This window comes from Microcoleus sp. C2D2 (assembly GCF_036702495.1).
Lineage (GTDB): Bacteria > Cyanobacteriota > Cyanobacteriia > Cyanobacteriales > Microcoleaceae > Microcoleus.
On the sequence record NZ_JAUBTO010000024.1, the window covers coordinates 38,621 to 52,452 of the forward strand.

14 protein-coding genes and 1 tRNA gene are annotated in these 13,832 nt (G+C 45.8%); 9 read left to right on the forward strand and 6 right to left on the reverse strand.

Going from position 1 to position 13,832, the window contains the following annotated elements:
* Window positions 1–183: 183 nt before the first annotated feature.
* The 3 genes from QUB61_RS10745 to QUB61_RS10755 all read right to left on the reverse strand — a co-directional run bounded on the left by QUB61_RS10745 (window position 184) and on the right by QUB61_RS10755 (window position 2,293).
* Entirely contained in the window at window positions 184–1,014 is an 831-nt protein-coding gene (locus QUB61_RS10745) for a DUF4339 domain-containing protein (RefSeq protein ID WP_333130108.1), read from the reverse strand.
* 127 nt (window positions 1,015–1,141) lie between these two features.
* Complete coding sequence (locus QUB61_RS10750; protein WP_333130105.1) at window positions 1,142–1,471, reverse strand: hypothetical protein; 330 nt, start codon at window positions 1,469–1,471, stop codon at window positions 1,142–1,144.
* 519 nt (window positions 1,472–1,990) lie between these two features.
* Window positions 1,991–2,293: a helix-turn-helix transcriptional regulator gene (locus QUB61_RS10755; protein ID WP_333130103.1), complete on the reverse strand. Its 303-nt coding sequence runs from the start codon at window positions 2,291–2,293 to the stop codon at window positions 1,991–1,993.
* A 551-nt stretch (window positions 2,294–2,844) separates the two neighbouring features.
* On the opposite strand from QUB61_RS10755, the gene QUB61_RS10760 reads away from it, so the two are divergent.
* From QUB61_RS10760 to QUB61_RS10785, 6 genes are all read left to right on the forward strand, one after another.
* Window positions 2,845–3,159, forward strand: coding sequence for a hypothetical protein (locus tag QUB61_RS10760; protein WP_333130101.1), 315 nt, complete (start codon window positions 2,845–2,847; stop codon window positions 3,157–3,159).
* Window positions 3,160–3,363: 204 nt separating this feature from the next.
* Window positions 3,364–3,594, forward strand: coding sequence for a hypothetical protein (locus QUB61_RS10765; protein WP_333130099.1), 231 nt, complete (start codon window positions 3,364–3,366; stop codon window positions 3,592–3,594).
* Window positions 3,595–3,957: 363 nt separating this feature from the next.
* Window positions 3,958–6,132, forward strand: coding sequence for a hypothetical protein (locus tag QUB61_RS10770; protein WP_333130097.1), 2,175 nt, complete (start codon window positions 3,958–3,960; stop codon window positions 6,130–6,132).
* Window positions 6,133–6,142: 10 nt separating this feature from the next.
* Window positions 6,143–6,370 carry a hypothetical protein gene (locus tag QUB61_RS10775; RefSeq protein WP_333130095.1) on the forward strand — a complete coding sequence of 76 codons (228 nt, stop codon included), beginning with the start codon at window positions 6,143–6,145 and terminating at the stop codon, window positions 6,368–6,370.
* Window positions 6,371–6,372: 2 nt separating this feature from the next.
* The gene (locus QUB61_RS10780; protein ID WP_333130093.1) at window positions 6,373–8,100 is read left to right on the forward strand and encodes a bifunctional DNA primase/polymerase; all 1,728 of its coding nucleotides are present in this window, start codon (window positions 6,373–6,375) and stop codon (window positions 8,098–8,100) included.
* Window positions 8,101–8,477: 377 nt separating this feature from the next.
* Complete coding sequence (locus QUB61_RS10785) at window positions 8,478–8,939, forward strand: hypothetical protein (protein WP_333130091.1); 462 nt, start codon at window positions 8,478–8,480, stop codon at window positions 8,937–8,939.
* Between the two features lie 7 nt (window positions 8,940–8,946).
* On the opposite strand, the gene QUB61_RS10790 is transcribed toward QUB61_RS10785, so the two are convergent.
* Both QUB61_RS10790 and QUB61_RS10795 read right to left on the reverse strand, forming a co-directional pair.
* Window positions 8,947–10,011, reverse strand: a complete 1,065-nt coding sequence (locus tag QUB61_RS10790) for a site-specific recombinase (RefSeq protein ID WP_333130089.1) — start codon at window positions 10,009–10,011, stop codon at window positions 8,947–8,949.
* Between the two features lie 124 nt (window positions 10,012–10,135).
* A tRNA-Cys gene (locus tag QUB61_RS10795) sits at window positions 10,136–10,206 on the reverse strand.
* 201 nt (window positions 10,207–10,407) lie between these two features.
* On the opposite strand from QUB61_RS10795, the gene cpdA reads away from it, so the two are divergent.
* The gene (cpdA, locus tag QUB61_RS10800; RefSeq protein WP_333130087.1) at window positions 10,408–11,187 is read left to right on the forward strand and encodes a 3',5'-cyclic-AMP phosphodiesterase; all 780 of its coding nucleotides are present in this window, start codon (window positions 10,408–10,410) and stop codon (window positions 11,185–11,187) included.
* 306 nt (window positions 11,188–11,493) lie between these two features.
* The gene (locus QUB61_RS10805; protein ID WP_333130085.1) at window positions 11,494–12,270 is read left to right on the forward strand and encodes an SDR family NAD(P)-dependent oxidoreductase; all 777 of its coding nucleotides are present in this window, start codon (window positions 11,494–11,496) and stop codon (window positions 12,268–12,270) included.
* 324 nt (window positions 12,271–12,594) lie between these two features.
* On the opposite strand, the gene cofG is transcribed toward QUB61_RS10805, so the two are convergent.
* Window positions 12,595–13,548: a 7,8-didemethyl-8-hydroxy-5-deazariboflavin synthase subunit CofG gene (cofG, locus tag QUB61_RS10810; RefSeq protein WP_333130083.1), complete on the reverse strand. Its 954-nt coding sequence runs from the start codon at window positions 13,546–13,548 to the stop codon at window positions 12,595–12,597.
* On the opposite strand from cofG, the gene QUB61_RS10815 reads away from it, so the two are divergent.
* The gene (locus tag QUB61_RS10815; RefSeq protein WP_333189937.1) at window positions 13,538–13,768 is read left to right on the forward strand and encodes a hypothetical protein; all 231 of its coding nucleotides are present in this window, start codon (window positions 13,538–13,540) and stop codon (window positions 13,766–13,768) included. The two genes, cofG and QUB61_RS10815, sit on opposite strands and share 11 nt — an antisense overlap.
* Window positions 13,769–13,832: the final 64 nt, after the last annotated feature.

A 13,832-nucleotide genomic window follows, 5' to 3' on the forward strand; every position in this document is an offset into this window, starting at 1 on the left:
TCTGACACCCGAAAACCAAAAGTGTCCGAAATTTCGGACACTTTCTGAATTATTGAGCTGGTTGCTAGATTATTTTCACTCTGGTCAAGTCGAAAATAATACCGACCTGCCTCGAACGAAACCCTTACTGAATAAGGGTTTAATAAAGAAGTCCAATATATTGGACTTTTTGGAAGGTGAAAGCTATTTTTCGGTGAGATAAGCCACCAACTCTGGAATGTCACCGGCGCGCTGCCACTCCGATTCCCCACGTCGCACTTTGGTTCGATCGGTAATTTGTTGGATATCAAGGAGCTGCAATTTGGTATACGGCCCTTCAGCGTTACCGCTGCGAAAGACATACCATTCGGGAACTTCAGGAGTTGGTACTGTCGGTCTCGCAGTTTTCATCCGGCTCATTCCAGATTCGGCTCTGAGCTGATTAAGTTCTTGGTCTACCGGATCGGGAGCAGGTAGGTTTTTAGTGGCAGGCGATCGCCTTTTTGTCGGCTCCTGGGCTTTGGCTTTGGCGGCTGATTTTACTGCCCGTCGGTGCCGCGCCCACAAATCGTATTGATAAATGTAAGCAGCGGTCACTGGCAAGGATGCCAGCGCTATACCTATTTTCCAGAGAGACTCTTGCCGATGGGATGGGTCGGAGATAAAAAGTGCAGCAATAAACAGAGAAGCCATGAAGGCAAAGAACAGACAAACAAAAGCGTTTAGCCCTTCTCTCCAGTGTCGCCACGCTCCCAAACACCTCCTGTCTGCAAACCACTGACGAATATATCCTGGTGTCTGGCTAGGAAGGTTTGTCACCAACACTTCCAGGGTTCCAGACACTAAGAAATGAAAAAACGTGAACAAAAAAGGCTGCACAAGCCAAGCAAAACCCAGCAGTATAAAAAAATCACCATTGTTGGTGACTTCCGGGAGACCGCTCACAACAATAAAGCTAAAACTCTTGGAGAGCAAAAAACCCCTCAACCATGAGATAGGATAAGGGAACCACGCGGGCCACAATGGAATTTTCATAAATCTAAAGTTTGGGACTATTTGACGGATATCAATATTGTCCCATCGACCCGATAGTTTAGAGGTCAGCCTCTCCGACTTAACAGCCGGGGAGGCTGAACTATTTACAAAATTCAGTGCAGCCAAGTTAATAGCCCGGAGGCTTAACTATTGAGTTTTCAAGGTTCTGTTCAGCAGGCAAAAACTTTTCCGGTGCCTTAACAAACTCATGAAGCTTTTCAGGTGGAACTCCACAGATTTGACACAAGGCAAGCCATTGCATCCCACTAAGTGCCAGTTTTTCCCAGCCTTCCCTCCCCTCTCTAGCTCTTCTACGAAGGGTACTAGCCGACACTTCTTGCCCAGAAATATGGGAGATAGCGCCAGCTAGCCGTTCATGAGAAAAGCCTGTTTTTTGAAGAAAGGTTGTCAAAGGGAAATCTCCTAACGTCGGTTGACTTTTTATGTCATGAGCCATATCAATATCTAGTCAATTTGACGGGATATCAATATTTTCCCACCAGACCGACGGCTCAGACATCTGCCTCTTAGACATCAGCCTCTCCGACTTAACGGCCGGGGAGGCTGAACTATTCAGTTTTCAATGTTCGGTTCGCGTGACAAGCATCATCGGGAACACCAGCAAGATCTACTCCCAGTCGCTCAAAGAAAGTCTTTGGGGAAATGTGGCAAATCCTACACATCTTGACAATCTGTTCTGGACTTAGCTTTATTTCATCCAATGGGATCTTTTCGCGAACCCAGCGCTGGTAAGTGGTTCGGGAGATTCCACACTGAACCACAAATTCATCTTGAGACAGCTCAGTAAGTTCAATCCGCAAAACTTCCAAGGGTGAGTTACTCTCCTAAGTCTGATATGGTTGATTTTTTCTTTTCCTTGTCATGGCTCTGGGACTGGTAGAGTGTCACCATTTTCCCAGAACTCAGCAATTGCATCAGCATTTCCAGATGTAGTAGTCCGGGAAGGCTGAATTATTTAGTTTTCAATGTTCAAACGCACGGATTTATTCGCAGAAGCCTCAGCCAACTCAGAAAGGGAACATTGCAATATAGAGCAAGTGGCAAGCGTTTCTTCAGGCGTAAATCGCGGCTTATGCCTTCCCGTTTCCCAATCTGAGACAGATTTTTTGGTGACTTTTCTTGAACTTCCAAGACGTTTAAAAGCTGCCGACAGAAGAGCTGCAAACTCTTCTTGAGTAACATCAATATTTTTCCGCAAAGACATGAGCGTTAACGGAAGATTGGAACCGCTTTTCGTAACTTGTGTTGATATAGTCACGTCATATAACTTGACGTGTACACTTTGATGTGTATAATCAATTTATAACACGGCAACGTGTACACGTCAACCTCCAGGTAGACAACAGTAAATTAGGCAGGTCTAGATTCGTCCCCAGACCTGCCTACATCAAATATAAAGGTTGCTCAAAAACTAATAACACCAAGCGGATAGCCGTGTAAGCCCTGCGGGCTTCGGCGTCGCTAGGGATATCGCTTGAGAGCTTTTCCTTCTTGTATCCCAATTTTTGAGATACGAGCCTAGGGTATTCCCCCCGCAGGGATGTCACCCCTCACCAGACAGCATATGTACCAGCAAACTTTCATACCAAATCCACACCGAGGCAGCGGCCGATAACTTTCTCACCAAGTGAAAGTTTGTGACGAACCGTCACCCCCCCCGGAAGCGGTCGCAGAGATTCTCTCTTTATCCAGGAGGTGATGCCTATTCAGCAGCAGCAATAACAGCTTTCTCATGCACCTGAATTTTTTCTATCCCAGCGATCGCTCTTGCTTGTGGGCGATCGCTTCCCTCTCACCTCAAGGATAAAAATGCAAATCGACCCGACTTTCGACCCAGAAGGCAACGAGCTCAAACAACAAATCATTGAGCAACGCGCATCACTCAAACTCCTCAGAGTTTTGATTAATGAGTTGGATTGGCCTCACAAAATCGCAGTGGCTCAAATTGCTTGCAATCAGATGGCAGGCAACCCATCAAATCAACTCATCCAGTTAAGGCCTATAGGTGACAGATTCGACGACCAACTCCAGGCGGCATTCGTACTACTGGGTTCACTTCCACTAGAAACCCTTGCTGAAATCACCATCGAAATCTTAGAAGAACCCAGAGACCGCAACGAATAATCGTACCAGCAAACTTTCAGACCAAATCCACACCGAGGCAGTGGCCGATAACAACTTCTCACACCAAAGAGAGGAGATGCCTATGAAGCATTAGCCCAAATCCGAACAGCCTTATCTCATTCGCTCCCGGCGATCGCACTTCTCACCCAGCGATCGCCTTTCTCCAACCCCTAACAGCCTATCCACCAAAAATCAGCTAGACACATGAACACAGGTCGAGCCATTGCCAACCACATCGCTCTCAACAAAATCAGAAAAAACGACATCTTAGAAATCCTCAAAGACGGCCCTAAAACGGCCTATAAAATCTCTCTTGAGATGCCAGAAGTCTGTTCGCAAAGTACCGTCTTGTGCCACTTGTATGAATTGAAATATGAATTGAAAGCAGCCGGGAGAGTAAAAAATTTTGGAGGCTTATGGAAAGTCAAAACATGAAATTCCAAGTTGGCGACAAAGTAACGCGAACAAACGATGGATGGAGAATCGGAACAATCGTTGAAATTTGCCAAGACAAAGGAATAGCTTTAGTCCTCTGGAAACAAAGGCACTCAAGAGTTCCCCTCAGTTCCCTAAAACTCGCAGCACACGGAAACTAAATGCAGCAACTAGAAAAAGACATCCTTTATCTCTACGAAATCAAATCACGGTTAGCCGAGCTGAGGGAGAGTATCCCTTCGCCACCCGAGGGCGAGTTCGACGGAGACAAAGACATTGCCTGCACAAAAGGATACGAACACGCAGAACTATTAATCAGAAATCTCCGCGCTATCCAAAGATATTTAAGAGGTCAACATGGTAATGACAACCAGCAAACCAGCACCGCCACGCCCTGCCGACATGACGCGAGAGGAAGCGGAAACACTGACCCAACAGATTAAGGGAAACTTTGACAGCCTCGGCAATATGTTGCTCGCCGCTCGCGATCGTAAAGCTTACAAAGTGCTCGGCTATCGCTCGTTTGAAAGTTACTGCAAAACCGAGTTTGGTAAATCGAGCAGCACGGCTTACCAGGCAATCGAAGATGTAAAAATTCGCTCCCAATTAGAAGCCCGCATCTCCGAAAATTATGGCGAAGAAGTCACCCTCAAGTTTCCATCCTCACACCTAAGACCTTTAAAAGCTGTAGAGGACATTGACGATAAATTAAGAGTGATTGAGTATGCTCAAAAATTGGCAGAAAGCGAAGGCAAAAAGGCCACCAAACAGCATCTAGAAATAGCAATATTTGAGATTTCCGGCAAGCGATCGGAGGATTTCAAAAACGCAATTCAAAAATTAGGATTTACTAAAGGGGTACAAGTTGAAACACTATCAGCCCTTAAGAAGGACAGAGGCATTGTAACTAACATTGACAAAGCTGGGCTGATCTACGTAGAGCTTTATTACGGGAACAATAAATCCGTTCCTTTCCGCGCAACGGAATTAAGAATTTTAACCAATGAGGAAAAACCTGCTAACCCGTTAGAAGCCAGCATCACCAGCAAAGGTGACAGAGTATTGATTTTCGCAGAGGGTCTGCAAGGTAAAAAGGGAACAATTTATTCCTGGAAAGAAGGCAAAACCGCACTGGTAAAAATTGATGGGCGAGACAACGATAGCCCACATCTCATCGCCTATGCAGAGATGGAAACGATAAAAAAAACCGCACCAAAAAACGCCACTTGGGACACAGAATTGATATGGGATTTTGGGAAAAATACCTATTACTTTTCTCCAGAACAAGGAACGATATACAGCCATAAATGGCCACACGATCTGTCTATACAAACCCCTCCCAATCCCAAAGAAAATAATCCTGCTGAATTCATTCAAAACTGGGAGGAAAAATCCGTAACTGGCTTACTCGAATCTTACATGACCCCAGCCAGAGCAAAGACTCTAGCACTCGCACAGGCGATCGAACTCCCAGAGGAAGAAGGTAAGAAATTTGCCGCCGATTTAATTGCCAGCTTAAGCCAATTGTTTCCGCAGCCTCCCAGCAATGCAGAATCATTACTTCAAGAAAATGAGCGACTGCGAGAGCAAATTGCCGAAGCAGAAGCAGCCATTCGCGCAATGGTATCAGCCAGCCGCGCATCAGCATCTTTAGAAATAGAAATTCCAGAGCCAGCCGAGGCGGAACTCTACTTTTTGCCTGGAGGTTATCCTGAGGCGGAAGCTGCACCGGGCAACGATTTCTTACTAGAAAATGACCCCGAAACCTCAAGCCCAGGGGAAGCTGCACCGGGCAAGGAATTCTTACTAGAAAATGACCCCGAAACCTCAAGCCTTTGGGGCGTAGCAGAACAAGCTAATTTAGTAAAACGTATTGATTATTGGAAGCAACTCCTTGAAACAAAACATTTCGTTCCTATACCTTATAGACTTGATGGATTTTTCAAAGGATCGTGGAGAGGATGGAAATTCTTTTTTCACCCTCGAAATAGTGGATTAACAATAATTGACCTCGCAAACGACAAAAAAGAAATGTTCACACGTTGCGTTGAGGGAGACGAAGACGAAACCATTCAATGGGTGAAAGCGCTTATAAATCAAATTGAGGATTTTAGCCCCGGTCAGCTTTCACTAAACTTACAGCCTGTAAAGAACATAACTTCCTCCGTCGAGATTGCAGCAGAATTGCCACCAGATATCTCAAGTCAGATACCTAGGATTCGCAATAAGCTTTTTAGCTTAATAGAGAAATACGAACAATCTAAAAGGTTTGCTTCCAAAAGGAAGGAGATAGAGAATCTCGACGGAAATATAAAAAGTGTGCAGGAAAGGCTCAAAGAACTAGAAAAATTTGAGCACTTGAGAATTGGACATACGATCTGCCACCAACGGCGACCGATGATTCTAGGTAAAATCATCGGATTTGATTTCTCCCAAGGTGAAATGCCGATAGTGTGGGTCAAATATTTCAAAGAGGGCGAGCTTGAAAAAACGCCAACCTCTGAATTGGTCAGCATGATTTTCACCGTAAATACATAGATAAAAAATCATGCAAAAACTAGGCAGACCGTTATCTAAAGATTGGATTTCCACCTCCGATGCCGCTAGGGAATTAGGTATTAGCCGAAGCCATTTGTTCAATTTAAAAACTGATGGCACATTCAAGCGTGGCAAACATTTTAGAGATGTTCGGCGAACGAACGCGGCGCGGGCAACTTATAAATGGCATTTGCCAAATCTCCAAAAAACCTTAGATTTAGGGCCGGAGATTCGCTAGCAATGCTGCAAACCTTGACCGCCAGTGAATCTTTGCTAACACTCCCCGCCGACTGGATTTTAGAGCCAGTTGTCGGCAAACGACCCATCCGAAAAAACTGGACAAAGACGGATCTCGATCGCCTCTCATGCCTTGCAGAATTAGAGAGCGGTAGAGCTACTGGCTTAGGCTTGAAGCTGGGCAACGGGCTGTTGGCGATTGACATCGACGGCGACTCTGCCTGGGAATTATTAAAAAAATTAGCAGGCAGCAACGGCATCACTGCTTTCTCCGAAACAACTGCATGGACAAGCGGACGCGCCGGCCGCAAGCAATGTCTTTTCTCGGTAGCTGAGGCTGACTGGCCTCGTATAAAAAAAATACGCATCAGCACCGGCGTTAGTGGTGATGATGGCGAAGGGGAGTATTTAGAATTTCGTTGGCTCGGTCAGCAGAGCGTGTTACCGCCGAGCATCCACCCTGGCACTGGGAAGCCCTATGAGTGGATCAACAATCCGCTGCAACATCCGCCCACTTTGGCTCCAGAATGGCTGATCGAACTCTCCGAAAATTGGCATAGCGAGTATGCCGGTTATGGGAAACTGGATTTGGTTCGTTTCCCAGTACGATTGTTCAAGCATTTCGGCGGTCTAATGCGGGTGTGGCTGCTGGCGCGGCGCTTCGATATCTCGCGCTGGAAACATCAGGATTCCTCAAAGGGATGTGGCATAGGAAAATTCTCCCTCAAGGCAGCAGCCATAATTTTAAATCTTAAGGCCCCTACCATCCGAGGATTGTTGCGTGACGCCAAGAAAACCGGGTTGATCCGCAATTATAAACAACAGGGAGATTGGGTTAAAGTTTTCTATTCCAGCCTCGAAACAGCGATCGCTCTCACCGACCTAGAGAAACTCGGCCCGATCGCCGCCGTCAAAATTGACGATTTGGCTAATATCCACATCATCGCTACAGAAGTGGAAGCCCAGCATTTGCAACGAGCATCTCTTCATCGCCAACGGCAAGAAGAGATGCAGCAAATAAAAGCCCAGGGTCGGAACCCTGGGCAACCGACGCAGATAATTGCGCCGACAACTCTTCTGCATCCCAGTGAACAACCGGCGCAGGTACTTGCAAGGAGTGATCGGTTCATTTATGTTAAGCCGGGATTCCGCCCCTACGGCGGAAGTCAGAAGGCGATCGCACAGTTGAGGGGAATATCTCCCTCGACTGCTAGCCGCCACCTCTCAAATAGATACAGGCTGGCGGCCTCTCCAGTGCGAGGTTTTCGTGAGGAGTTGCCGCCAATAGTCAAAAAGCAAGTGATGGAAAAGCGACCCAACCTCAAAAATATACCCGAAAAACTATGCCAAGAGGAGGGCTTAGTTTCGATGTTTGGGGAGTGGTGGGAGCCTCATTGCAATGTCTACCTTATAGATCATCGTCTTGTCTCTGCCAGACGGCGAAGGAGTCACATTGAGGCTACAACTGATAAGCGGGATTTATGTTTGAAAACGACCGCGACGCATATCTCAGTGGATAAGTTTTCTTTATCAATTTTACCAATTGAAGAAAAGATTGAAGAAAACAAGTCTTCTTTACCAGAAATTAAGTCAGGTTTACCAGAATTTAAGAAGTGGGGAAAGACTTATAGAGAAGGTTCACCACTAAATTGGAATACTGGCGAACTAAATCTCAAAAGACTCCAGCCAAAATCTAGGCTAAAAAACCGGGACAAGGAAAAGCAAAATTGATCATGGCTCAACAGTAAGCTAAAAGTGTCCGAAATTTCGGACACTTTCGGCAGAGTTTTACCGTACAAAAGAGGAATAAAAAATTCCCATGCTAGTCAGTTGGAGTTCAAAAACTTATGCCTGATGACCTATTACTACCTAAAGTCCAAGAATTCGTAAACAGGTTTGAGTCCGTTTTCGAGGGTGACTGGGGACACACTAGAGAGTGTTTAGACGATATTCCTCGTGACGAAAATTTTTTAAGGTCTACTTCTACCGAATTTTACACTTCCGATCACTGGAATAATTACATCGCCTTGCTTGACGCATACCGTGACCTCAAAGCGTTTATGAAAAGTGAAGGGATACATCCTGATGACTGCAAAAAATGATCTAGAATGTTTAAACAACAAGCAAGAAGAGGAATAATGGGTAAAACAAAACGGCAAAAACAAGTAAACAAGAATCACAGCAAAGGATTGAGGGAAGATCCAAAGATTGAAAGTGGAAAAATTAGCTTAGGAACCTTTATCAACAAATCTGACTTCCCCGCCCTTACACTCCTTGCACAGATTCCAGAATTTGAAAAATCAAAAATAATAGATGCGGAAGTATGTGTAAGTTTTGCTATTGAGGATCTCAAAATCGCAGGTCTAGCATTCGTGTCTGTAAATAAAGATCGAGGGATTGGTGTGGGCATATGTGCTTTTTCTGCAGTACCAGAATTATCAAAAATCGAAACAGACAAGCAAAAGAGCTTATTCCCTTATTTTCGAGAAGAAGTGCAGAGACTTGTAACCGAAGCCTATCAAAAGCTTGAAGCCGAAATCTATCAAACAACATTCCTCAGAGTAAATTAAGGCAAAGCTATTGAGAGGGGGATAATTTTTGCAAGATCCGATCATAAGCTCGTTGTTGCTCGCGCTCATTCAAGGCTAAATGATAAGTCTGAGTGTGAGTAGCGAGACTGTGGCCCATTTGCTTAGCCGCAAGCGAAGCGTCTAAACCAAAGCTCATCGCCCGGATCGCCCAAGCATGGCGAAGATCGTAAGCGCAAAAATCAGCAGGCGACCTGGCAAAAAACTTACAAACGCGATCGCCAAAGTCGGCATGACACGCACCGGTAACAGGCGGTCGCTTAATATGTTGCAAGTCCCACCTCTCCGCCCACTCCGGCCGCAACGGCCAGCACTGCCGATACCCGGTTTTACCTTCAAGCACTTGGGCGATCGGAAACTTGCTCAAGTCCAGGTAAAAAGCTTCATGGTCACGTAAACCGTAAGCAGCGAGAACGCCATAAACCCACTGCCACTGAGGGTTCTCAATTTTGGCAAAGCAAGCCTCGATCTCCTCATCAGTCGGCAAATTCCGGGGCTGAACCTTTGTCGGCGAATAAGTCCCCATCAGCTCGCCCATTTCTAATTCAATCCCTGCAAACTGGGCGAGTTGACGGAAAGCTAAACAGAATCGGCGACGCTGCCGGGTATTTGGTGTGGTTTTTGCGATCGCACTAAGCAACAATTCTGAGGTAATCGGCTCACCAGCGGGGAGAGTTCCAAAAGGGCGCTGATAATCAGTTTTCCAGGTCGTGCCACAAACCGCCGATTGCTTCGCCTCCTCAAATTTCCGAACCCAATCGGCGATCGTCTCGGATTTTTGCTTGGTGTTGCCACCATATAAATCCCAGTCGAACTCCTTGGCATCTCGCAAATACCCTAATCGACGAGCTTCTTTCTCAGCTAAGGATATGCCGGAAGGATTTGCGTGAATACCTAGAGCGATCTGCTGCTGGCAGGGAGATAATTTGCTTGACCCTGGACGAGGGGGTAGCACCGCCTGGAGGTAAAGGCGATCGCCTCTCTGCAGAATAGTCACACCAGTTTTGGCCGCTTTCAGCCGACCGTTCGCCTGATTTATTTTTGGATTTTGCATTGCATTAAAAGTGCATTACTTTTTGCAATCAATTATGCACATTTAAATGCGATTCACAATCTGTAACAAACCCAAAAACCTTGTCACGCAAGCATTTAAGGCTTTTAAAAAATACCATAAATCAAGGCGGCACCCAGATTTGAACTGGGGGTGGAGGTTTTGCAGACCTCTGCCTTACCACTTGGCTATGCCGCCGTCACGTCTGAAAATTGACGTTTTCTTATAGTACACCAAATCTCGAAAATTTTAACATACCTGTCAAAAATTTCGTAAAGCGCAGCTATCCCGATCGCGCCTGGGTTCCCCAAGGGTAGGGAATCGCCCTTTTTTCCCCTATCCCCAAAACCCTTGTGGGAAGGTAATCTAGAACTATAGCAACGACCCGCAACACCAGCCATGACACCCCTTTCTCCCGTACTCGTCGCCCAAATCACCGACACTCACTTGTTTGCAGAGCTCGATCGAGAATGGAAAGGCCTCTCAACAACCCGCACCCTCCAAGCAGTTCTCGATCGCTTGCAACAGATACAGCCGCCGCCCGACTTACTCCTACTCACAGGCGACTTGTCCCAAGACGAAACACCCGAATCCTACCAGCGCCTAGTCTCCCTCATCGCCCCCCTCGGAATTCCCGCCTACTGGATACCTGGGAACCACGACAACATCCCAGTCATAGCAGAAATCTTAAATCAGTCGCCCCTTTCCCCTGAAAAATCATGGATGCTAGGAAACTGGCAATTTCTATTACTTTCGAGTGTGGAAGCCGGATGCGACGGCGGGCGGCTTTCCCCAGAAAGCTTGCATTGGCTCGACTCTCAACTGCAACAAACGGGCGATCGACCTGTTATCATTGCCTTGCACCACCATCCGCTGCCGATCGACTCTGAAATAATGGATGGAATGATGCTGCACAATGCCGATGAATTTTTGGCAATTGTCGATCGATATCCTCAAATCAAAATTGTCCTCTGCGGCCACATTCACCAAGAATTTCACCAACAGCGAAGCGGAGTTTCCTACTTGGGAACGCCCAGTACCTGCCTCCAACTTTTACCCAAAAGCCATGCGATTGTAGTTGACGAAATCCCGCCGGGATTTAGATTGCTTGAATTGGCGATCGACGGTACTTGGAACACCAGAGTTGAGCGAGTTGCCGCACAATCGCCACCCCATTAATATTTTTCGCTTTGCCTAAAATAATTTTTTATCAAATTTACATTCTGTTGTCAATACATCGAAGCGATCGCAACTAATGAGGATGGTTGAGCTGATTTTAGGTGTAACGCCGGTGCTGTTTCTGTCTGGGTTCGGCAGCCGTAACGACTGTCTTAACGGCAAAAAGTAAAAAGCAAGATATCTTTTTACTTTTTGCTTTCATATTTTTGATAACTAAAATCTATCTATAGTTAGGACTAAAGCTCTCTCTCTAGTCATATTTTTCTGCTATGCGATCGTGTATAATGTAATTTTACATAAAAAATTATGAAACTTTCACAAAAAGTTGCCGTTATTACTGGCGGAGGGTCGGGAATTGGTCGTGCAGCAGCAATTTTAATGGCCAAGGAAGGCGCAAAAGTTGCTATTATCAATCGCACTTTAGAAACCGCGCAAGAAACCGTCCGCCAGTTCGTCGATGAAGGAGGCTGCGGGCTAGCTGTTGCAGCAGATGTGGCCGATTCTGTGCAAATGCAACAGGCATTTCAAACCATTTTTGATGAATATCAAAGAATTGATATTGTCTTGGCAAATGCAGGTATTAACGGTGTATGGTCGCCGATAGAAGAGATAGAACCCGAAGAGTGGGACAAGACAATTAATACTAACCTCAGAGGAACATTTTTGGCTGTTAAGTATGCTGTTCCTTATCTGAAAAAACAAGGAGGTTCGATTGTCATTACATCGTCGATTAATGGCACCAGAAGTTTCAAGAAAGTTGGCGCCACAGCTTACTCTTCCAGCAAAGCGGCCCAAGTAGCTTTAGCGAAAATGCTGGCGCTAGAACTTGCTCCCAGCAAAATCAGAGTCAATGTTATCTGTCCGGGCGCGGTGGAGACTGACATTGGGGAGAGTACGGTTAAGCGCAATCTTGATGACATTCCACTCGAGCCTGATGCCATTCAAGACCTGATTCCTTTGACGGATAATACCCCCGGTTCTAGCGAAGAAATCGCCCAATTAGTTTTATTTTTAGTGTCCGATGCGTCCAGCTTTATCACAGGTACTGAAGTGTGGATTGATGGGGGCGGTTCTTTGATTTAAAATCTCTATAGCAGCAATTTAAAGAATGTTGCTACAATTACCCATTACCCATAATTAATGACTGACTATCAAGCAATTTAGTCCGGTGCCCCCGCATTCATCACTAGGCTCAATTCTTCAATTCTTCAATCTAAAATCGATTGACTGACTATCAAGCAATTTGGTCACCAGCCCCCGGATTTATCAGTAGGCTCAATTGTTCAATCGAAAATCGAAAATCGAAAATCTAAAATCGATTGACTGACTATCAAGCAATTTGGTTTGGAACCCCCGGATTGATCACTAGGCTCAATTCTTCAATTCTTCAATTCTTCAATCTAAAATCTAAAATCGATTGGCTCTCCAGTGTTTGACAGCACTTTGCAATGTCTGCGGCAGCCACTTATCGTACTGAGGATAAACAGGCAAACGCTTTACGAGTTGCCATCCCGATGCTGCTAAAATTTCTGTTAAAGTTTGATGTTGCAGGTGAGGATAATCGGGATTAACTTCATCCCGCGGCCCAATTCCTCCCAAATCTCTAGCACCTGCTTCTAAACAAGCCAGCAATATGTCTGGCTGTGCAACTAAATTTGGCGGAATTTGCAGCCTGATTTCAGATGGTAAAATGCTGCGGGCGATCGCAATAACTTCCGGCATTTTTGTAGAATCAAAAACTTCACCGTCCCAACTTTGCTGATTTCCCGGACTGTGTGGCTGGAGAATAACTTCTTGAATGTGATTGTAACGCGAATGAATCCGGGCGATCGCCTTTAATGTCTCAATCCAATCGGCCTCACTTTCCCCAATTCCCAGCAGCAAACCAGTTGTAAACGGAATCTTTAATTTCCCAGCCCATTCTAACTGTTGCAGCCGCAGCGCAGGCACTTTACTCGGTGCGTGCCGGTGAACAGTTTGTAACAAATGTGGGGCAAGCTGTTCTAGCATCAGCCCCATCGATACATTGACCTTTTTTAACTGTGCCATCTCCTCAAAGCTGAGCGGCCCCACATTAGTATGGGGCAAAAATCCCAGAGCAAGTGCGAGTTCGCACAAATCATAAATCCGCTGCAACCAAGCTTTTCGCCGCTGACTGTGAGGGTGTACCTCGCCGCTGAGGATGAGAATTTCAATTACACCTTGAGTTTGCAACAGCAAAAGCTGTTTTTCGGCGGATGGTAGTGACAGCCAAGGACTTTGCAGGGGTTCTGCCCGAAAATTGCAATAGGTGCAGCGGTTAAAACACTCGTAAGTGGGAACCAGAGTATAAGCAGGGCTGTAGGTGACGGTGCGGGACATTCGTTGGGACTTTTATCGATCGGACTTGCGCAACAACATATATCTGTGCAGTGCGAGTTTTGCGGTTGGCGATCGCAACCCTTCATCTATCTTAACACGGACGCCAGTGCCGAATCTCGTTGCCCCGGTAGATTATGAGCATTCTTCTTCTCGTTCGATCGCCCACAAATTCCGCCTTCTGTTTTTAAACTCCCTATACAGCAAGCCTTCTGGCTTTTAATAAGCCTAGCTTATGATAATTATAAGAAAAAATGTGCTTAAAAGTCCTTTACAAACTGAAATAA